Genomic DNA, 19,869 nt, shown 5'->3' on the forward strand with positions numbered 1-19,869 from the left:
CCCCGCCCCCACCCCGCCCCTCCGGCCCCAGGAGCCCCCATGCCCCGCGCCGCCATCCTCCGCACCCCCCACACCCCCCTGGAGGTCACCGACATCGACCTCCCCGCCCCCGCCCCCCACCAGGTCCGCATCCGCCTCGCCGCCGCCGGCGTCTGCCACTCCGACCTCTCCCTCACCAACGGCACCATGCGCGTCCCCCTCCCCGCCGTCCTCGGCCACGAGGGTGCCGGAACCGTCACGGCCGTCGGCGAGGCCGTCACCCACCTCGCCCCCGGCGACGATGTGGTCCTCAACTGGGCGCCGTCCTGCGGCGAATGCCACGCCTGCGGACTCGGCGAGGTGTGGCTGTGCGCCGACGCCCTCACCGGCGCCGGCGCCGTGTACGCCCGTACGACCCCCACCGCCACCGACCCCGGCACCGACCTCCACCCCGGCCTCAACGTCGCCGCCTTCGCCGAGGAGACCGTGGTGGACGCCAAGTGCGTCCTGCCCGCCCCGGCCGGCATCCCGCTCACCGACGCGGCGCTCCTGGGCTGCGCGGTCCTCACCGGCTACGGCGCCGTCCACCACAGCGCCGGGGTCCGCCCCGGCGAGACGGTCGTCGTGCACGGTGTCGGCGGCGTCGGCCTCGCCGCGATCCAGTCCGCCCGGATCGCCGGTGCCGCCCGGATCGTCGCGGTCGACGTCTCCCCGGCCAAGGAGGAACTGGCCGCGGCGGCCGGAGCCACCGACTACCTGATCGCCTCCGACACCACCGCCAAGGACGTCCGCCGGCTCACCGGCGGCCACGGCGCCGACGTGGCGATCGAGTGCGTGGGCCGCGCCGCCACGATCCGTACCGCCTGGGAATCCACCCGGCGCGGCGGCCGTACCACCGTCGTCGGCATCGGCGGCAAGGACCAGCAGGTCACCTTCAACGCCCTGGAGATCTTCCACTGGGGCCGCACCCTCGCCGGCTGCGTGTACGGCAACAGCGACCCGGCCCGCGACCTCCCGGTGCTGGCCGAGCACATCCGGGCGGGCCGCCTCGACCTGGCGTCGATGGTCACCGAACACATCGCCCTGGACGGCATCCCGGCCGCCTTCGACAACATGCTCGCGGGCAAGGGAGGCCGTGCACTGGTGGTCTTCTGAGAAGCCCCGGGCCCAGCGGACCCCGCCCTCCCCGGACCACCGGAACCACCCGGGCCACCCGGGGCCCGCCCGGCACCACCGCCGGACGGGCCCCACCCCGTACTAGACCTTCTCCGCCCCGACGGAAGCACCGTTACCGGTACCGACATCAGCACCAGCACCGGTACCAGCACCAGCACCACCCTTGCCGTCCGCCACAGCCGCCCCCGGCACAGCCGCCCGCCGCGACCGCGACCGGGACACCGCCACGCCCGCCAGGCACACCGCGCCGCCGAGCAGCGTGATCCACCCCGGGACCTCGTCCAGCAGCAGCCACGACATCACCACCACGATCGCGGGCACCGCGTACGTGGTCGCGCCCATCTTCCCCGCCGTGGTCCGCTTCAGCGCGTACGCCCAGGTCGTGAAGGCCAGCGCGCTCGGGAAGACGCCGAGGTAGACCATGTTGAGCGTCGCCGACAGGGGGGCGTGCGCGAGCCCCTCGACGAGCTGCCCGGAGAACGGCAGGCAGGCCACCGCCCCGATCACACAGCCGTACGTGGTCGCCTGGAGCGGGCTCGCGTGCGCCAGCGCGGGCTTCTGCGCCACCACGCCGATCGCATACGTCACCGCCGCCGCCAGGCAGAGCGCCACGCCCAGCAGCGACGTACCGCCGCCGCCCGACATCGAGATGCCGACGATCGCCGCTCCCGCGAACGACACCGCCATCCCGGCCAACAGCCGCGGCGGCAGCCCCTCGCCCAGGAAGCGGCTGGCGAGCAGGGCCATCAGGATCGGCGCCACGTTCACCACGAGGGACGCGGTGCCCGCGTCGACCAGCTGCTCGCCCCAGTTGAGGAACACCGCGTAGGCACCGAACCACAGCAGGCCGGAGACGGCGATGCCCGGCCAGGCGGCGCGCGGCGGCAGGCCCTCCCGGCGTATCAGCAGGATCGCGACCAGGACGAGCGAGCCGGACAGCAGCCGGCCCAGCGCCAGCGCACCCGGTGCGTACGACTCCCCGGCGCTGCGGATCGAGACGAAGGCCGAGGCCCACAGGGCGACGGTGACGGCGGCGGCGACCAGGGCGAGCGGTTCGGAGCGGGCCTCGGAGGCGCCCGAGGGCGCGGGGGATGTGGTCATGCCAAGATGCTAGGGCACGGACACTTCGGTTGTCACCGAAGTATTCCCGCATCGATACCGAGGAGGTCGTGCAGTGCCCGCTCGCCGGCCGCCGTGACCCGCACGGCACGTTCGCTGCCGATCCGCACGCACCACTTCTCGGCGAGCGCGTGACGGCACAGTTCGGCGCCCGCGACGCCCGCGATGTGCCGTTTGCGTTCGGTCCAGTCCAGGCAGGAGCTGACGATGGGGCGGCGGCCCTTCGGGTTCTCCAGCGCGATGCCCAGACCCGCGAACCACTCCAGGCCCGCGTCGGTGAGCGCGAAACCGCTGTTCGTCAGCAGCAGTCCGCGCCGCTCCAGCGCGTCCGTGACGGCGATGCCGAGCCGCCCGGCGAGATGGTCGTAGCAGGTGCGGCCGCGCGCCATCGCACTGCTCGCGCCGGCCGCGCGCAGCGTGTGCGGGTTGTCGCGACCGGGGATCGCGTGGGCTGCGACCGACTCGATGAGCTGCGCGATCCCGCCGTCCGCCAGCCGTACGTACCGGTGCCGGCCCTGGCGCTCCTCGGTGAGCAGTCCGGCGGCGATCAGCCGGCCCAGGTGCTCGCTGGCGGTGGAGGCGGCGACCCCCGCCTGACGGGCCAGTTCGCTCGCGGTCCAGGCGCGGCCGTCCAGCAGGGAGAGCAGGAAGACGGCCCGGGTCTCGTCGGCCAGCAGGGCGGCGAACGCGGCCAGCCGCTCCGCGGGCGGCGCCGCGACGGAGGGCGGGGTGGGCGTGGAGGAGGGCGACATCCTCCCAGGGTGCCCTAGAAATGCTTCGGCGCGGGCCGAACTGTTCTCAGAGCGCGGACCGGGCGGCGGCCGTCGCCCCGTAGCCCCCGGCCTCGTACTGGCAGGCCAGTCCTTCGACCAGGGCCCGCAGCCCCGTCGTGAAGGCCCCCTCGTCGACCTTCTCCTGGTGGTCCGCCAGCAGGTGCGCCTGTCCGAGGTGCGGATAGTCGGCCGGGTCGTACGCCGCCTCGTCGTCGACGAAACCGCGCGCGAACGAGCCGAGTGCGGACCCGGTGACGAAGTACCGCATCAGCGCCCCGATGTACGTGGCCTGCGCGGGCGGCCAGCCGGCCCGCACCATCGCGCCGAACACCGCGTCCGCCACCCTCAGCCCGGCCGGCCGGCGGCCGGGGCCGCTCGCCAGGACCGGGACGATGTGCGGGTGCTCGGTGAGGGCCGCGCGGTACGACAGGGCCCAATCGTGCAGCGCCGCCTGCCAGCCGCGCGGATCGCCCTCCTCGAACATCGACAGGTCGACCTTTGCGGAGACCGTGTCCGCGACCGCCTCCAGGATCTCGTCCTTGGTGCGGAAGTGGTTGTAGAGGGAGGGGCCGCTGACGCCGAGTTCGGCCGCGAGCCGCCGGGTGGAGACCGCGCCCAGGCCCTCCGCGTCCACGAGCGCGCTCGCCGTCGCGACGATGCGGTCTCTGCTCAGGAGGGGCTTGCGCGGTCGGGCCATGCCGCCCATAGTAGGGCCTGCGTCACCGAAACTAGCAGTGCTAATTTAAAGCCGAACCGCACCCGACGAACGAGGTGGAGCGCCGTGAACCTGGAACTCAGCGAGGAGCAGAGCGCCGTCCGGCAGCTCGCCCGCGACTTCGTCGCCCGCGAGGTCGCCCCGCACGTCGTCGCGTGGGACCGCGCCGAGAGCGTGGACCGGGCGATCGTGAAGAAGCTCGGCGCACTCGGCTTCCTCGGTCTGACGATTCCCGAGGAGTACGGCGGCAGCGGCGGCGACCACCTCGCGTACTGCCTGGTCACCGAGGAACTGGGGCGCGGCGACTCGTCGGTGCGCGGCATCGTCTCCGTGTCGCTGGGCCTGGTCGCCAAGACGATCGCGGCCTGGGGGAGCGAGGGGCAGAAGCGGCGCTGGCTGCCGGGGCTGACCTCCGGCGAGTCGATCGGCTGCTTCGGCCTCACCGAGCCCGGCACCGGCTCGGACGCCGGGAACCTCGCCACCCGGGCGGTCCGGGACGGCGCGGACTACGTCATCAACGGCACCAAGATGTTCATCACCAACGGCACCTGGGCCGATGTCGTCCTCCTCTTCGCCCGCTCCACCGACGCCCCCGGCCACCGGGGCGTCTCCGCCTTCCTCGTCCCCACCGACACCCCCGGCCTCACCCGCAACACCGTGCACGGCAAGCTCGGGCTGCGCGGCCAGGCCACCGCCGAACTCGTCCTCCAGGACGTCCGGGTGCCCGCCTCTGCGATGCTCGCGCCCGAGGGCAAGGGCTTCTCCGTCGCCATGTCCGCCCTGGCCAAGGGCCGGATGTCGGTCGCGGCCGGCTGTGTGGGGATCGGGCAGGCGGCGCTGGACGCGGCACTGTCGTACGCCGGTGAGCGCGAGCAGTTCGGCCGGACCATCGCCCACCACCAGCTCGTCCAGGAACTGATCACCGACATCGCGGTCGACGTGGACGCCGCCCGGCTGCTGACCTGGCGCGTCGCCGATCTGATCGACCGCGGCGAACCCTTCGTCACTGAGGCGTCCAAGGCCAAGCTGTTCGCCTCCGAGGCCGCCGTCCGGGCCGCCAACAACGCCCTCCAGGTGTACGGCGGCTACGGCTACATCGACGAGTACCCGGCGGGCAAGCTGCTGCGCGACGCCCGGGTGATGACCCTCTACGAAGGCACCAGCCAGATCCAGAAACTGGTCATCGGCCGTGCGCTGACCGGGGTTTCGGCCTTCTGAGTACGTTTCTGAGTACCCGTACGGATGCCCGGCGCAGTGACCCGCGTCACTCTTCAGGCATGAGTGACACACCGGTCAAGCAGCAGAACACGGGAGCCTTCTACGGGCAGGCCGTGGCCTCCTTCGCCGTCGCGCTGGGCGCGGTGGTCGGCGGCATCGTCTACCTCGACGCCAGCGGCTGGGTACGGGCCTTCCTCGCGGTCGGCGTCCTCTACCTCACCACCTCCGCCTTCACGCTCGCCAAGGTGATCCGGGACAGGCAGGAGGCCGGGCAGCTGGTCAGCCGGGTCGACCAGGCCCGGCTGGAGAAGATCCTCGCCGAGCACGACCCCTTCACCAAGCTCTAGCACCACCCCTTCCCCGGGCTCTGCTTCCCCGGGCTCCGGCCCTGTGCTCCGGCCCCGTGCTCCGCTTCCCCGGGCTCCGGCGTTCCGGCCCCGGGGGTCCGCGCTAAGCGCTTGCTCAGAACCGCGGGGTATGGTGTTCGTCCTGCCGGAACCGGCACGGCACCGGGTGAAGGGACCAGCGATGAGCACGGCGGAGGACGCGCCCGGCGGCGCGGAGGACACCGGCAACGAGGACCTGGCCTGGGGCGAGGTCGCCCCGGACGCCGCCCGGCGGCTGCTGGTCGCCGCCGTGGGCGCCTTCGCCGAGCGCGGGTACCACGCCACCACCACCCGCGACATCGCGGGCCGCGCGGGCATGAGCCCGGCCGCGCTCTACATCCACTACAAGACCAAGGAAGAGCTGCTCCACCGGATCAGCCGCATCGGCCACGACAAGGCCCTGCGCATCCTGGAGACCGCCGCCGACGGCGACGGCAACGCCGCCGAACGGCTCGCGGACGCCGTCACCACCTTCGTACGCTGGCACGCCGCGCACCACACCACGGCGCGGGTCGTGCAGTACGAGCTGGACGCGCTCGGCGAGGAGCACCGCACCGAGATCGTCGCGCTGCGGCGCAGGAGCGACGCGGCGGTGCGGCGCATCATCAACGACGGGGTGCGCGCGGGGGAGTTCGACGTCCCCGACGTGCCGGGCACCACGCTGGCCGTGCTGTCGCTCTGCATCGACGTGGCGCGCTGGTTCAACACCGAGGGCCGCCGCACCCCCGACGAGGTCGGCGCGCTCTACGCCGACCTCGTCCTGCGGATGGTCGCGGCGGGAACCCCGTAGGCACCCGGGCGGAACCCGCCGCTGCGCCCGGACGGGGGCGGGTCAGAAGTAGTAGCGGGAGATCGACTCGGCCACGCACACCGGCTTGTCGCCGCCCTCGCGCTCGACCGTCACCTTCGCGGTGACCTGCACGCCGCCGCCCGCCTCGGTCACCTCCGTCAGCACGGCCGTGGCGCGCAGCCGCGAGCCGACCGGCACCGTGGCGGGGAAACGGACCTTGCCCGTCCCGTAGTTGATGCCCATCTTCATGCCCTCGACCCGCAGCACCTGCGGGACGAACGTCGGCAGCAGGGACAGCGTCAGATAGCCGTGCGCGATCGTCGTCCCGAACGGGCCCTGCGCCGCCCGCTCCGGATCCACGTGGATCCACTGGTGGTCGCCGGTGGCTTCGGCGAAGAGGTCGATCCGCTTCTGGTCGATCTCCAGCCACTCGCTGTACCCCAACTGCTCGCCGACCCCGGCGGACAGTTCCTCGGCGGACGTGAAGATCCTCGGCTCGGCAGCCATCCTTGAGCTCCTCATCACTTGTATAAGCGTTTGCTCAGCATGGTTGGGGCCGTGTGTTCCTGTCAACGGACGCCCATTAGGCTTCGCGGAGTGCCGCAGATTCCCTTGAAGGTCCATGAGCTCACCGTCGGCCAGCTGTCCGCGCGCAGCGGAGCCGCCGTGTCCGCCCTGCACTTCTACGAGGCCAAGGGGCTGATCACCAGCCGCCGCACCTCGGGCAACCAACGCCGCTACGAACGCGACACCTTGCGCCGGGTCGCCTTCGTGCGGGCCGCCCAGCGGGTCGGTATCCCGCTGGCCACGATCCGCGACGCGCTCTCCGAACTGCCCGAGGAGCGCACCCCGACCCGCGAGGACTGGGCGAGGCTCTCCGAGCACTGGCGCACCGAACTCGACGCCCGGATCATGCAGCTGGGACGGCTGCGCGACCACCTCACCGACTGCATCGGCTGCGGCTGTCTGTCGCTGGAGACCTGTGTGCTCTCCAACCCGGACGACGTCATCGGCGAGCAGATCAGCGGCTCGCGCCTGATGGGCGAGAAGCGCAAGAAGTCCTGACCCGGCCGCACCCCGGCGGAGCGTGCGGCTCCGGGGCGGCCGGAGCTGCCCGGCCGCCCCGGATCACTCGAACTCGGTGCCGCCCTTGCGCGTCAGGTACGCCGGGCTGACCGCCTTCGCCACGGCCCGGCCACCGGTCACATGGCTGTGCCGCTCGACCGCCGGACGGATCACCACGCCCTCCCGCAGATGCAGCTCCCGCCCCGACACGGTCTCCCGCCCCGAGGCCAGCTCCAGCACCTTCGACACGTCGTACGGGCCCTCGTACAGCCGTGGCACCACCGGCAGTTCGCCCTCCAGCAGCTCGGCGAACTCGGCCGCGTCCAGCCAGCGCACCCGCCCGGCCACCTCCACCGACACGTCGAAGGCGGCGAACCCCAGCCGCTCGGAGCGGCCGTCCGCGCCGTACGCCAGGTCCTGCACCCCGGCCCCGTACACCTCGCCGAACACGCCGACGCGGCGGGCGCCCAGCGCGGTGGCGACACGGGCGGCCACCGCCGGCACGCCGTGGCCGGTCACGGCCCGCCAGTACAGGTTGCGCGGGTCCTCCTTGAGGGCGAGGTTCTTCGCGCCGAAGCCCTTGGAGGAGACGAACACCCGCTCGCCGTCCGGCAGTTCCGGGTCCCGCAGATAGGTCACCAGACAGGCCGTGCCGTGCAGCTTCTCGGTCAGCACGACCGGCTCGCCGGGCTCGAAGATCTGCGGGTAGCGGTGCAGGTTCTCGATGTCGACCCAGGGCAGCAGCTCGGGGGCGGACTCCACCTCGCCGTTCATCGTCGGCGGGATGGGCGGCACCCACTTGGTGATGCCGAGCAGGTCCGCGAAGTCGGTGCCGTCGGCGGCGGCAGCGGCCAGGTCCGTTCCGGACAGGGCGGCCGGGCGGCAGACGATGCCCTGCGACACCTCGCCGCGCAGCCGCACCGCCTTCACCCGGTCCGCGGCCCGGCCCGCCAGCCTGCCGGTCAGGCCCAGCTCCTCGATCAGCGCGGCCGGGAGCACGGACTGCTCCGGTATGTAGAGGGCCGCCTCGCCGCTGCGGTAGGCGCCCTTGGCGACGACGGCGCGGTAGAGGCCGACCTGCGCGAGTTCGAGCGCGTCCGCGTTCGGGTGGTCGTGGATGGTCAGTGTCTCCGCGGTCACGCGCAACGTCGACATGGCGGCGGTCCCCCTCTGTGCCCACGCGCCGGTGTCCCGGGGCGTGGGCCGTGCTTACGGCTGCTGTGGATGCGACTCCACTGTGCGGTCAGGCGCCCTCCACCGGCCACTTGATTTTCCGGGCGGCGGCCACCAGTTGGGCGTTCGACGCGGCGGGCGCGCCGTCCGGGAGCAGCAGGGTGTCCTCCAGGCCGATCCGGGTGGCCAGGCCCAGCCGCCTGGCCAGCGCGAGCACCGGCCAGGCCCCGCCGCCCTCGCCGTGCAGCAGCATCGGGGCCCCGCGCACGTCGCCCTTCGCGCCCACCCCGCCGCAGCGGGCCAGCTCGGCCAGGAACTGGAGCGCGGAGTCCTCCGCGGTCAGCGGATCGGGGTCGGTCACCTCCACCAGCACCCGCAGCGATCTGTCGGCCAGCGGGGAGCAGAGGAACTTCTTCACCCCGTCCGTGCCCGACCAGAGCCCCGACTCGATCTCGACACCGCGGGCGAGCAGGGCGTGCGCGACCTCCTCGGCGCCGGGCTCGTGCCAGTTCACCGAGGCGTGGTCGGGCAGCACCGTCCAGGACTCGATCCGCTCGACGCGCCGGTGCGGTTCGGGCTCCGTCCAGGCGCCGGTGGTCACCCCGACGGGCACGTCCACCGCGTCGCGTATCGCCGTGAGGGTGGCGGCGAGCGCGCGGGGCGACAACGTGTCGTCGCCGCAGGGCGTCTTGGGGTGCACATGCACCTCACCGGCGCCCGCCGCCACCGCCGCCGCCGCGGCCTCCGCCATGGCGTCCGGCGACACCGGGACCGCCGCGCCGTCACCGGGACCGCGCTGTCCGTTCAGACACACCTGAATCAAGGGCTCGACCATGCATTCGATGGTGACACCCACCACTGACAATCAGCCATGCACTGAGCATTCGCACGGTTGTCGCGGGGAAACCCGTGCACCGGAACGGGTCCGTCCGCGACAGTGCACGCGCGGGCGTGGACGGCGCGGGTGCGCGGGACGCGCGGGTGCGCGGGCGCCACCACCGCGCAGGGCCGTTCGCTCCGGCCGGGTGACACGGGGGCGCGGCGCCACGGGGATGGCCTCCGCCGCGCCCCGCGTGCTCACGCCACGGACGCCAGCTCCCGGCTCCGTGCCCGTTTGGCCTCCGCCAGCGCCTCGGGCGTCAGGACGGGCTGCGGCACCAGAATCCCGCATCCCGTGCAGACCGGCCCGAACCACGGCTCGTGGACCAGGTCCTGCTTCCAGACGATCCCGCCGGACGCGCACACCGGGCAGTGGGCGCCCGGTGCCGACTCCAGGGCGGAGATCAGCCCGCGCAGCACCTCGGCCAGCGGCGCCGACGGATGGACCGCCGGATCGTCGCACCACGCGACCCCGAAACCGCCCCAGGTCCGCCGGTGCCAGTCGTCGAAGGAGCCCGGCCGCCGCAGCCCGTCGTGCTTCTCGCGCTTGCGGCGCTTCGCGAACTCCACCTCGTACGCGAGCCAGACGGCCCGCGCCTCCTCCAGTTCCTCCAGCGCGGCCACCAGCCGCACCGGGTCGGGCGCCCTGTCCTCCGGACCGAACCCGTGCCGGGTGCACAGGTGGTCCCAGGTCGCCCGGTGCCCGTAAGGGGCGAACCTCTCCAGGCACTTGCGCAGCGAATACCGCCGCAACGCAAGGTCACACCTCGGGTCACGTACCTGTCTCGCGAGACTCCGAAAACCGGCCATCGCACTGCCACCTCCGTCGCTGGTACTTCGGCGTCGATGAATGGACGTACGGGTGCCCGTTTCGGCTCCATCGAAAATCCGATGGGCCCCATCACGGAACAATTGGCCCGGATTCGCACGGTTCCCACCGGTCACAGCACCCCTCGAACGCATCGCTCGATCGGGTGAGGAAGGGAGAAAGTTGAGAGATGCTCATCTTCCCTTGGCAGGCTGACCGCCAGTAACCTCCGGAGCACCGGCATCCCCGGGGAGCTCGCGGGGAGCACCCGTGCCCTCCGGTACCTCCCGTCCCCGAACCCCCGTCCGACGCGGCCGGTTGAGAACTACCGGAATCACCGCCGCGGCCGTAGCGGCCCTGGTCGCGGACGCGGTTCCCGGACACCGCTGAACGGCGGCAGCGGAGCACACGGGGCCGGCCCGGGACATTCCCGGTCCGGCCCCCTCGTGCCGCCCGCCTCAGCGGTACAGCAGGTGCTCCCGCCGGGTCCGCCGGAACGCCGCCAGGTCCGCCTGCCACGCGCCCACCACGTCGTCGGTGCCCGCCCCCGCGTCGATCATGGTCCGCACCCGGGTGTTGCCGGTGAGCTTGTCGATCCAGTTGTCCGGCCGCCAGGCGAAGCCGCTCCACGCCTTCCTGGCCGTCACCAGCAGGGCGATGCCGGTGCGCACCGGGTCGAACGACTCCCGGTCGTGGACGTGCAGTTGGACGCCCCCGACCGTCTTCCCCTGGAACTTCGAGAACGTCGGCGCGAAGTACGCCTCCCGCAGGCGCACCCCGGGCAGCCGCTCCGCGTTCGCCGCCTCCGCCCACCGCCGGTCGATGCCCTCCGCGCCGAGCAGCTCGAACGGCCGCGTCGTACCGCGCCCCTCCGAGAGGTTCGTCCCCTCGAACAGGCAGGTCCCGGAGTACACCAGGGCCGTGTCCGCCGTCGGCATGTTCGGGCTCGGCGGCACCCACGGCAGCCCGGTGGCGTCGAAGAAGTCCGCCCGCCGCCACCCGGTCATCCGCACCACCTCCAGCGGCACCGGCCGCTGCAGGAACTCCGCGTTGAACAGCAGCGCCAGCTCCGCCACCGTCATCCCGTGCGCCTGCGCGATCGGCTCCCGCCCGACGAAGGTCGCGAACGCCCGGTCCAGCACCGGTCCCAGCGCCGCCCGCCCGGTCACCGGGTTCGGCCGGTCCAGCACCACGAACCGCTTGCCCGCCAGCGAGGCCGCCACCATGCAGTCGTACAGCGTCCAGATGTAGGTGTAGAACCGGGCGCCCGCGTCCTGGATGTCGAAGACGACGGTGTCCACGCCGGACGCGGTGAACACGTCGGCGAGCGGCTGCCCGCTCTTCAGGTACGTGTCGTAGACCGGCAGCCCGGTCGCCGGGTCGTCGTAGCGGCCCTCGGAGCCGCCGGCCTGCGCGGTGCCCCGGAAGCCGTGCTCGGGGCCGAAGACCGCGGTGAGCGACACCCGGTCGTCGGCGTGCATGACATCGACGACGTGCCGTGCGTCGGCGGTGACACCGGTGGGGTTGGTGACGATGCCGACCCTGCGGCCCTGGAGCAGCCGGTAGCCGTCGGCGGCCAGGCGGTCGAACCCGGTACGCACCCGGGGGTGGTCCCCGCCCCGCTGCCCGCCGACCCCGGCGGTCCCCTCGGGCCCGGCCGCCGCCGCGGAACCGCTGGTCGCCAGTACCCCCGCCACGCCGCCGCCCGCAGCCAGCAGTCCCCGTCTGGACAAGCTCATCGCGCAACCTCCATGATCGGCCGGTCTGTCATGTCCGCGCACGCTAACCGCTCACCGGCCGCCGCGGAACGGAACGCGCCAGCCGGAAGGCGGGTCCGCCGCTCCGGACCGGGTCCGCGCACCGGGGGCAGGTGCGCGCACCCCCTTTCGCCACTCCATACCGACTGGTTAGTCTGCCCGCAGAGCCGACAGCGAGAGGTGGCCCCGGATGGACGCGGTGCAGGGCGCGGGAGTGGTCGTGACGGGCGCGGGAGGCGGCATCGGTGCCGCACTGGCCCGCAGGTTCGTGGCCGAGGGGGCCAGGGTCGTGGTCAACGACCTGGACGCCGGCAAGGCCAAGGAGGTCGCGGAGGAGATCGGCGCGAGAGCCGTTCCCGGGGACGCCTCGGCGATCGTGGAGGAGGCCCGCGACGCGCTCGGCGGCGCGATCGACGTGTACTGCGCCAACGCCGGGGTCGGCTGCGGCGGCGACCCGTTCGCCGAGGACCTCTGGGAGAGCGCCTGGGACGTGAACGTGATGGCGCACGTGCGGGCCGCCCGCGCGCTGCTGCCGCACTGGCTGGAGCGGGGGAGCGGCCGGTTCGTGTCCACCGTCTCGGCCGCCGGACTGCTCACGATGATCGGGGCCGCCCCGTACAGCGTCACCAAGCACGGTGCGCTGGCCTTCGCCGAGTGGCTGTCGCTGACCTACCGCCACCGCGGCGTCAAGGTCCACGCGATCTGCCCGCAGGGGGTACGGACCGACATGCTGACCTCCGCCGGATCGGCCGGCGACCTGGTCCTCGCGCCGACCGCGATCGAACCCGAGGACGTCGCCGACGCCCTCTTCGCGGGCATCGCGGACGACCGCTTCCTGATCCTGCCGCACCCGGAGGTGGCGGACTACTACCGGACGCGGGCGACGGAACCGGACCGCTGGCTGGCGGGGATGAACCAGCTCCAGCAGAAGTGGGAGGGCCAGGCCCGATGACCGAACCGACCCCGGCCCCGTCCGCGAATCCGGCCCCGTCCGCAGATCCGTCCGCGCCCCCGGCCCCGTCCCAGACCCCGACTTCGGCCCCGGCCCCGGCTCCCGCCCCGCCCTCCCGTTACGCCGACAAGCCCTGGCTGCACCTGCTCAGCGACGCCCAGCGGGCGCCCGTGCACCCGGCGCCGACCCTGCTGCACGCCTTCCGGGAGAGCGTGGGCCGGGCCCCCGACCGGCCCGCGCTGGCCTACTTCGACGGACGGCTCACCTACCGCGAGACGGACCTGCTGTCCGACTCGGTGGCCGGGCACCTCGCCGCCGAGGGGCTGCGGCACGGCGACCGGGTCGCGATCATGCTCCAGAACTCGCCGCACTTCGTGCTCGCCCTGCTCGGCGCCTGGAAGGCCGGGGCGACGGTCGTCCCGCTCAACCCCATGTACAAGTCGGCCGAGGTGGCCCACGTCCTGAAGGACGCCGAGGTCACCGCGCTGATCTGCGCGGACCGGGCCTGGCAGCAGTACCTGCGGGAGACCGTGGCCGGCGCGCCGTCGGTCACCATCGCGCTGACCGGCTGCGAGCTCGACCTGCAGAGCACCGACGACGAGCGGGTCCTCAACCTCGAACGGCTGCCCCCGGCCGAGGACGCCGACGACCTGCTCACGGTCGCCCGCGCGGGCCTGGATTCACCCCCCGGGCGGGAACTCGGCGCGGACGACACCGCGTTGATCAGTTACACGTCCGGCACCAGCGGCACCCCGAAGGGGGCGATGAACTCCCACGGAAACATCATGGTCAACGCGGAGCGGCAGCGCACCGGGCACCCCGTCGCCGAGGGGTCCGCCTACTTCGCCCTCGCCCCGCTCTTCCACATCACCGGCATGGTCTGCCAGCTGGCCGCCTGTCTGACCAACGCGGGCACCCTCGTCCTGGCCCACCGCTTCCACCCCCAGGTGGTCCTGGACGCCTTCGCCGAGCACCGGCCCGCGTACACCGTCGGCCCCTCGACGGCGTTCATGGCGCTGGCCGCGACCCCCGGCGCGAGCAGGGAGCACTTCGCCTCGTTCGAGGTGATCTCCTCCGGCGGCGCCCCGCTGCCGCCCGCCCTGGTGGAGAAGTTCCGGGCCGGGTTCGGCCCGTACCTGCGCAACGGCTACGGGCTCACCGAGTGCACGGCGCCCTGCGCCTCCGTACCGCCGGAGCGCGAGGCGCCGGTGGACCCGGTGTCCGGGACGCTGTCGGTCGGCGTCCCGGGACCCGACACGGTGGTGCGGATCGTCGACGACAAGGGCCAGGACGTGCCCTTCGGCGAGCAGGGCGAGATCGCGGTGCGCGGCCCGCAGGTCGTCACGGGCTACTGGCGGCTGCCGGAGGCCACCGCCGAGACGTTCCCGGACGGCGAACTGCGCACCGGCGACATCGGGTTCATGGACGCCGAGGGCTGGCTGTACGTCGTCGACCGCAAGAAGGACATGATCAACGCGTCCGGCTTCAAGGTCTGGCCGCGCGAGGTCGAGGACGTCCTCTACACGCATCCGGCGGTCCGCGAGGCGGCCGTGGTCGGCGTCCCCGACGCCTACCGGGGCGAGACCGTCAAGGCGTACGTCGCCCTGCGCCCGGGGGCCGAGGCCACCCCCGCCGAACTGTCGGAGTACTGCCGGCAACGGCTCGCCGCGTACAAATACCCGCGTGAGGTGGACATCCTGCCGGAGCTGCCGAAGACGACAAGTGGGAAGATCCTCCGGCGGGAACTGCGTTCCCCCCAGGCGCGGACACCCCGGCAGACCCAGCACGCGAGCGATTGATCAAGGCAGGTGGCGGCAATGGCCAGAACGACGGACCCGGGCGGCACCCCCGTTCCCCAGCGGCTGCTGGCCGCCGCCACCAGGCTCTTCGCGGAGCAGGGCTACGACCGCACCTCGGTCCAGGAGATCGTCGAGGCGGCGGGCGTCACCAAGGGTGCCCTGTACCACTACTTCGGCTCCAAGGACGACCTGCTGCACGAGGTGTACGCGCGGATGCTGCGGGTCCAGCAGGAGCGGCTGGACGCCTTCGCCGACGCGGACGCGCCCGTCGAGCAGCGGTTGCGCGACGCGGCGGCGGACGTCGTCGTCACCACCATCGAGAACCTCGACGACGCCTCGATCTTCTTCCGCTCCATGCACCACCTGAGCCCGGAGAAGGACAAGCAGGTGCGGGCCGAGCGGCGCCGCTACCACGAGCGGTTCCGCGCGCTGGTCGAGGAGGGGCAGCAGGCGGGCGTCTTCTCCACGGCCACCCCCGCCGACCTGGTCGTGGACTACCACTTCGGCTCGGTGCACCACCTGTCGACCTGGTACCGGCCCGACGGCCCGCTCAGCCAGCAGCAGGTCGCCGACCACCTCGCCGACCTGCTGCTGCGGGCCCTGCGCCCCTGACCGGGCGGCCCCGCTACGCCGTACGGCCGTGGGGGGGGGCCCCCCCCCCGGGCCCGGGGGCCGCCCCCCCCGCCCCCCGCCGGCGCCCCCCGCGGGGGCCCGGGGCCCCCCCCCCCCGCCCCGGCCCCCCCCCCGCCCCCGCCGGCCGGGGCCCCCCCCCCCCGGGGGGGGCCGGGCCCCACGGCCGTACGGCGGAAGGGCTCAGCCGAGCGGCAGGACCTTGCGCCCCCAGGTCTCGTTCGTCACCGTCGCGAAGGACGTGTACCAGGCGCAGCCCGCGCACAGCAGGCCCAGGAAGCCGCCGACGTGGCCCAGCGCCGTGTTCTGCGCCAGGTCGCCGAGGGCGAGGAAGAGGAACGTCAGCGTCAGCGTCACGAAGATCAGCCGGTGCGCCACGTCCAGCTTGAGCGCCGCGACGGTCATGTACAGCGTGAAGACGAACCACGCGATCAGGAAGAGCCCCGTCGCCAGGTGCGCGTCCTCGGCCGGCAGTCCCGGCACCACGAACTTCACGTACCCCGCGAAGGCCATCCAGAAGGCGCCGTACGACACGAAGGCGGTCGCCCCGAAGGTGTTGCCGCGCCGGAACTCGAAGAGTCCGGCGGCGAACTGGGCGAGCCCGCCGTAGAACAGCGCGAGCGGCAGGACGACCGCGCTCAGCGCGGCGTTCGCGACCAGGCCGGAGTTGAACATGCTGAGGACGAAGGTGGTCAGCGCGAACGCGGCCAGCCCGAGCGGACCCGGGTTGGCGGTCCTGACGGGCGCGGCGGCGGCGGGCGCCGCGGTGCTGTGAGACATGCGGGGGGTACTTTCGATCGAGGGACCAATCGAACTTACCCGGCGATCCGGACATCGGGTGGCGGACCGGGGCCCCTTCCGGCGGGACCGAGGTCCCGCCGGAAGGGGCCGGAGGTCCCGCCCCGCGCAGCCCCCCTACAGGTACCGCTTCAGCTCCCGCCGGGCCAGCGAGCGCTGGTGCACCTCGTCGGGACCGTCCGCGAGCCGCAGCGTGCGCGCCGCCGCCCACAGCTCGGCCAGCGGGTAGTCCTGGCTCACCCCGCCCGCCCCGTACAGCTGCACCGCGTTGTCGATGATGTCGAGCACCGCGCGCGGCGTCGCGATCTTGATCGCCTGGATCTCGGTGTGCGCGCCCCGGTTGCCGACCGTGTCCATCAGCCAGGCCGTCTTCAGCACCAGCAGACGCAGCTGCTCCACGGTCACCCGGGCGTCCGCGATCCAGTTCTGCACGACGCCCTGCTGGGCGAGCGGCTTCCCGAAGGCGTGCCGGGAGACCGCCCGGCGGCACATCAGCTCGATCGCCCGCTCGGCCATGCCGATCAGCCGCATGCAGTGGTGGATGCGCCCCGGGCCCAGCCGGGCCTGCGCGATGGCGAAGCCGCCGCCCTCCTCGCCGACCAGGTTCGCGGCCGGCACCCGTACGCCGTCGAAGACGACCTCGGCGTGGCCCCCGTGGTAGTGGTCCTCGTACCCGTACACCTGCATCGCGCGGCGGACCTCCAGGCCGGGGGTGTCGCGCGGCACCAGGATCATCGACTGCTGGCGGCGGGCGTCCTCGCCGTCCGGGTCGGTCTTGCCCATCACGATGAAGACCTTGCAGTCCGGGTTCATCGCCCCGGAGATGTACCACTTGCGGCCGGTGATCACGTACTCGGAGCCGTCGGCGGACCGCTCGATCCGGGTCTCGATGTTCGTCGCGTCGGACGAGGCCACCTCCGGCTCGGTCATCGCGAACGCGGAACGGATCTCCCCGGCGAGCAGCGGCTCCAGCCACTGCTTCTTCTGCTGCCCGGTGGCGAACTGGGCCAGCAGCTCCATGTTCCCGGTGTCCGGCGCCGCACAGTTCAGCGCGGTCGGCGCCAGCTGCGGGGAGCGCCCGGTCAGCTCGGCCAGCGGCGCGTACTGGACGTTGGTCAGCCCCGCCCCGTACTCGGCGTCCGGCAGGAACAGGTTCCACAGCCCCTGCCGCCGCGCCTGCGCCTTCAGTTCCTCCATCACCGGCGGGGTGTCCCACGGCGAGGCAAGCCGGGCCCGCTGCTCGTGGGCGACCGCCTCCGCCGGGTAGACGTGCTCGTCCATGAAGGCGAGCAGCTTCCCGCGCAGCTCCTCGGTCCGTGCGTCGTATGCGAAGTCCATGGATTCTCAGCCCTTCTGAAGGGTCGTCAGGCCGTGGCGGATGAAGACGGGGACCAGTTCGCCGATGCGGTCGAAGCCGGCGCCGACGGTCTGCCCGAGCGTGTAGCGGTAGTGGATGCCTTCGAGGATCACGGCGAGCTTGAACCAGGCGAACGCCGTGTACCAGTGGACCGCCGACACGTCGCGCCCGGAGGCGGCCGCGTACCGGGCGACGATCTCGTCCGTCGACGGGTGGCCGGGCGCCGCGGCGGTGGTGGAGATGGGGGAGTCGGGCAGGTCCAGCTTCGTCCCGTACATCACGAGCAGCCCGAGGTCGGTCAGCGGGTCGCCGAGCGTCGACATCTCCCAGTCGAGGATCGCCCGGATGCTGTCGTCGGGGCCGCCGATCAGTACGTTGTCCAGCCGGTAGTCGCCGTGCACGACGGTCGGCGCGGGGGAGTCGGGCAGGGCCCGGCCCAGCTCCGCGTGCAGTTCGTCGATGCCCGGCAGTTCGCGGTTGCGGGAGGCGTCCAGTTGCTTGCCCCAGCGCCGCAGCTGACGCTCCAGGAACCCCTCGGGCCGCCCGAAGCCGTCGAGCCCGGCCGAGGCGGGGTCCACGGCGTGCAGCTCCACGAGCGTGTCCACCAGCGACAGCACGGCGTCCCGGGTCCGCCCGGGACCGAGCGGAGCCAGCTCCTGCGCCGTCCGGTAGGGGGTCCCCTCCACGAACTCCATGACGTAGAACGGCGAGCCGAGCACCGTGTCGTCCTCGCACAGCAGGATCGGCTCCGGCACCGGCACCCGCGTCGGGTGCAGCCCGCTGATCACCCGGAACTCCCGCGTCATGTCGTGCGCGGTCGCCAGCACGTGGCCCAGCGGCGGGCGCCGGACCACCCAGCGGGTCTTCCCGTCCGTCACCTCGTACGTCAGGTTGGACCGCCCGCCCTCGATCAGCCGCGCGGACAGCGGCCCGGCCACCAGCCCCGGCCGCTCCTGGTCCAGATGGGCGCGCAGCCGCTCCGGGTCGAGTCCGGGCGGCGCGGCGGCCGTCGGCTCGGTCGGGGGGACGGTGCTCATGGGGCTACCTCCGGTGGCGGCGGGCGAATGCTGCGCACCATGATGCCGACCAGTCGGTATGCCGTCCAGAGGGGGAGCGGTGCGACGCCCCGGAACCCGTGTGGCACTGCACACTCGAAGCACCGGCCGCGCCCTCACGGCATCAGGGCCACCCCGAGAACGGTCAGCGCCAGTACGCAGCCCACCGCCGCCAGCGCCCGGCGCGCCGACAGCACCGGAGGCCTGGCCCGGTCCAGCTCCCGCAGCCGGCGGTGCGTCACCACCAGGAATCCCAGCCACACCAGCACGCTCAGCGCGGCGGCCAGCACTCCGCCCGGGTCCCCCTGGCCGTGGACCGCCTGCTTCACCGCCAGCACCGCGACGACCGTGCAGGACAGGGTCGTACGCCGCCAGGCGAGCCGGGTCCGCTCCGGCTGGAGCCCGGGATCGCGCTCCGGCCCCACCGCCCCCGCCCCGGCCCCGCTCCCGCCGGACTCTCCCGTGCCCGCCCCGCACGCGCTCCCGCCGGATTCCCCCTGGCCCGCCACGGCCCCGCTCATCCCTCCCACCCGAACAGCACGACCACCACCATCGCCACCGCGACCACCGCCACCAGCAGGCTCAGCACCGTCGGGAAACGGGTCGCCGGCAGGTCCTCGCCGCGCCGCATCGCCCGCTCGCAGCGCACCCAGTGGTTCACCGCCCGCAGCGCGCACAGCGCCCCGGCCAGCAGTAGCGCCACCGCCATGCCGACCCGCACCGCCCACCGCAGGTCGGGCAGGAACTGGTCGACCGCGAACCCGGCCCCCACCAGCGCCAGCGCCGTCCGCACCCAGGCGAGGAAGGTCCGCTCGTTGGCCAGCGAGAACCGGTAGTCCGGGGTGTCGCCCTCCTCGCGGATGCGCCGCGGCGCGAACCACAGCCGCAGCCCGCGCGCGAACCCGCTCACAGCCCCAGCTCCCGCAGCCGCTCGTGGGCGGCCAGGCCGTCGGGCACCCAGGTCCACTCCGTCAGCCGCCGCGCCAGCTCCTCCCCGTCCAGGAACCCGTACCAGGCGACCTCCTCCACCTGCGGGTCCACCGGCAGATCGCACCGCACCTCGTAGACGTGGCTCCACCAGCTCTGCGCGCCGTCCGCGCTCTCGTACAGGAACTTCAGCAGCGGCACCGGCCGGGGCAGCCCGGAGACCCCCAGCTCCTCCTCGGCCTCGCGCAGCGCCGCGTCGTCGTACGACTCGCCCGCGCCGACGACCCCGCCCACGAACATGTCGTACAGCGAGGGGAACACCAGCTTGGTCGCGGTCCGCCGGTGCACGAAGGTGCGGCCCCCGGCGTCCCGGACCCGGACGAAGGTGCAGCGATGGCGAAGGCCCCGCGCGTACACCTCGGCGCGCGGGGCCTGTCCGACGACCACGTCGTTCTCGTCGACGACGTCGAGGATCTCGTCGGCGGGGTTCACAGCGGGGGTTCCTGGAGTCAT

22 protein-coding genes are annotated in these 19,869 nt (G+C 73.2%); 8 read left to right on the plus strand and 14 right to left on the minus strand.

The genetic code is table 11. The annotated features are described in order from the left end of the window. Window positions 1-39: 39 nt before the first annotated feature. Entirely contained in the window at window positions 40-1,134 is a 1,095-nt protein-coding gene (locus tag ACFYVL_RS38385) for a Zn-dependent alcohol dehydrogenase (RefSeq protein WP_389253507.1), read from the plus strand. Between the two features lie 102 nt (window positions 1,135-1,236). Here the strand turns inward: ACFYVL_RS38385 and ACFYVL_RS38390 are convergent, their stop codons facing one another. From ACFYVL_RS38390 to ACFYVL_RS38400, 3 genes are read right to left on the minus strand one after another with little or no spacing between them, the layout of a single operon-like run. Next, complete coding sequence (locus ACFYVL_RS38390; protein ID WP_389253509.1) at window positions 1,237-2,256, minus strand: DMT family transporter; 1,020 nt, start codon at window positions 2,254-2,256, stop codon at window positions 1,237-1,239. A 32-nt stretch (window positions 2,257-2,288) separates the two neighbouring features. Then, a complete protein-coding gene (locus tag ACFYVL_RS38395) occupies window positions 2,289-3,026 on the minus strand; it encodes an ArsR/SmtB family transcription factor (RefSeq protein ID WP_389253511.1) in 738 nt (245 codons plus the stop codon). Window positions 3,027-3,072: 46 nt separating this feature from the next. After that, window positions 3,073-3,744 (minus strand): TetR/AcrR family transcriptional regulator, encoded by a 672-nt coding sequence (locus ACFYVL_RS38400; protein WP_389253513.1) that lies wholly within the window; start codon window positions 3,742-3,744, stop codon window positions 3,073-3,075. 84 nt (window positions 3,745-3,828) lie between these two features. On the opposite strand from ACFYVL_RS38400, the gene ACFYVL_RS38405 reads away from it, so the two are divergent. From ACFYVL_RS38405 to ACFYVL_RS38415, 3 genes are all read left to right on the plus strand, one after another. Beyond that, window positions 3,829-4,980, plus strand: a complete 1,152-nt coding sequence (locus ACFYVL_RS38405; RefSeq protein ID WP_389253515.1) for an acyl-CoA dehydrogenase family protein — start codon at window positions 3,829-3,831, stop codon at window positions 4,978-4,980. A gap of 59 nt (window positions 4,981-5,039) precedes the next feature. Continuing rightward, the gene (locus tag ACFYVL_RS38410; protein ID WP_389253517.1) at window positions 5,040-5,327 is read left to right on the plus strand and encodes a YiaA/YiaB family inner membrane protein; all 288 of its coding nucleotides are present in this window, start codon (window positions 5,040-5,042) and stop codon (window positions 5,325-5,327) included. Window positions 5,328-5,508: 181 nt separating this feature from the next. Then, entirely contained in the window at window positions 5,509-6,156 is a 648-nt protein-coding gene (locus ACFYVL_RS38415; protein ID WP_389253519.1) for a TetR/AcrR family transcriptional regulator, read from the plus strand. 42 nt (window positions 6,157-6,198) lie between these two features. Here the strand turns inward: ACFYVL_RS38415 and ACFYVL_RS38420 are convergent, their stop codons facing one another. After that, complete coding sequence (locus ACFYVL_RS38420; RefSeq protein ID WP_389253521.1) at window positions 6,199-6,663, minus strand: MaoC family dehydratase; 465 nt, start codon at window positions 6,661-6,663, stop codon at window positions 6,199-6,201. Window positions 6,664-6,753: 90 nt separating this feature from the next. On the opposite strand from ACFYVL_RS38420, the gene soxR reads away from it, so the two are divergent. Beyond that, window positions 6,754-7,221 (plus strand): redox-sensitive transcriptional activator SoxR, encoded by a 468-nt coding sequence (gene soxR / locus ACFYVL_RS38425; protein ID WP_389253523.1) that lies wholly within the window; start codon window positions 6,754-6,756, stop codon window positions 7,219-7,221. Between the two features lie 63 nt (window positions 7,222-7,284). Here soxR and ACFYVL_RS38430 read toward each other — a convergent pair whose 3' ends face one another. From ACFYVL_RS38430 to ACFYVL_RS38445, 4 genes are all read right to left on the minus strand, one after another. Further along, a complete protein-coding gene (locus ACFYVL_RS38430; protein WP_389253525.1) occupies window positions 7,285-8,376 on the minus strand; it encodes an RNA ligase (ATP) in 1,092 nt (363 codons plus the stop codon). A gap of 88 nt (window positions 8,377-8,464) precedes the next feature. After that, window positions 8,465-9,229, minus strand: a complete 765-nt coding sequence (locus ACFYVL_RS38435) for a 3-keto-5-aminohexanoate cleavage protein (RefSeq protein WP_389253527.1) — start codon at window positions 9,227-9,229, stop codon at window positions 8,465-8,467. Between the two features lie 242 nt (window positions 9,230-9,471). Next, window positions 9,472-10,083: a hypothetical protein gene (locus ACFYVL_RS38440; RefSeq protein ID WP_389253529.1), complete on the minus strand. Its 612-nt coding sequence runs from the start codon at window positions 10,081-10,083 to the stop codon at window positions 9,472-9,474. 456 nt (window positions 10,084-10,539) lie between these two features. After that, window positions 10,540-11,820, minus strand: a complete 1,281-nt coding sequence (locus tag ACFYVL_RS38445; RefSeq protein WP_389253532.1) for an exo-beta-N-acetylmuramidase NamZ domain-containing protein — start codon at window positions 11,818-11,820, stop codon at window positions 10,540-10,542. A 208-nt stretch (window positions 11,821-12,028) separates the two neighbouring features. On the opposite strand from ACFYVL_RS38445, the gene ACFYVL_RS38450 reads away from it, so the two are divergent. The 3 genes from ACFYVL_RS38450 to ACFYVL_RS38460 are packed head-to-tail and all read left to right on the plus strand — an operon-like array spanning window position 12,029 to window position 15,201. After that, window positions 12,029-12,790 carry an SDR family oxidoreductase gene (locus ACFYVL_RS38450; RefSeq protein ID WP_389253534.1) on the plus strand — a complete coding sequence of 254 codons (762 nt, stop codon included), beginning with the start codon at window positions 12,029-12,031 and terminating at the stop codon, window positions 12,788-12,790. Further along, window positions 12,787-14,589, plus strand: coding sequence for a class I adenylate-forming enzyme family protein (locus ACFYVL_RS38455; RefSeq protein ID WP_389253537.1), 1,803 nt, complete (start codon window positions 12,787-12,789; stop codon window positions 14,587-14,589). Before ACFYVL_RS38450 ends, ACFYVL_RS38455 begins: the two co-directional genes overlap by 4 nt. 18 nt (window positions 14,590-14,607) lie before the next feature. After that, window positions 14,608-15,201, plus strand: a complete 594-nt coding sequence (locus ACFYVL_RS38460; protein WP_389253539.1) for a TetR/AcrR family transcriptional regulator — start codon at window positions 14,608-14,610, stop codon at window positions 15,199-15,201. 201 nt (window positions 15,202-15,402) lie between these two features. Here the strand turns inward: ACFYVL_RS38460 and ACFYVL_RS38465 are convergent, their stop codons facing one another. From ACFYVL_RS38465 to ACFYVL_RS38490, 6 genes are all read right to left on the minus strand, one after another. Further along, a complete protein-coding gene (locus tag ACFYVL_RS38465; protein WP_389253541.1) occupies window positions 15,403-15,999 on the minus strand; it encodes an acetate uptake transporter in 597 nt (198 codons plus the stop codon). 135 nt (window positions 16,000-16,134) lie between these two features. Continuing rightward, window positions 16,135-17,355, minus strand: a complete 1,221-nt coding sequence (locus ACFYVL_RS38470) for an acyl-CoA dehydrogenase family protein (RefSeq protein ID WP_389253543.1) — start codon at window positions 17,353-17,355, stop codon at window positions 16,135-16,137. Between the two features lie 6 nt (window positions 17,356-17,361). Further along, entirely contained in the window at window positions 17,362-18,411 is a 1,050-nt protein-coding gene (locus ACFYVL_RS38475) for a phosphotransferase family protein (protein WP_389253545.1), read from the minus strand. A gap of 134 nt (window positions 18,412-18,545) precedes the next feature. Further along, complete coding sequence (locus ACFYVL_RS38480; protein ID WP_389253547.1) at window positions 18,546-18,950, minus strand: DUF202 domain-containing protein; 405 nt, start codon at window positions 18,948-18,950, stop codon at window positions 18,546-18,548. Continuing rightward, entirely contained in the window at window positions 18,947-19,339 is a 393-nt protein-coding gene (locus ACFYVL_RS38485; protein ID WP_389253549.1) for a YidH family protein, read from the minus strand. Before ACFYVL_RS38485 ends, ACFYVL_RS38480 begins: the two co-directional genes overlap by 4 nt. Next, window positions 19,336-19,869 carry an NUDIX hydrolase gene (locus ACFYVL_RS38490; protein WP_389253551.1) on the minus strand — a complete coding sequence of 178 codons (534 nt, stop codon included), beginning with the start codon at window positions 19,867-19,869 and terminating at the stop codon, window positions 19,336-19,338. The genes ACFYVL_RS38485 and ACFYVL_RS38490 overlap by 4 nt, the downstream gene beginning before the upstream one ends.

The organism is Streptomyces sp. NPDC004111, from assembly GCF_042874215.1.
Lineage (GTDB): Bacteria > Actinomycetota > Actinomycetes > Streptomycetales > Streptomycetaceae > Streptomyces.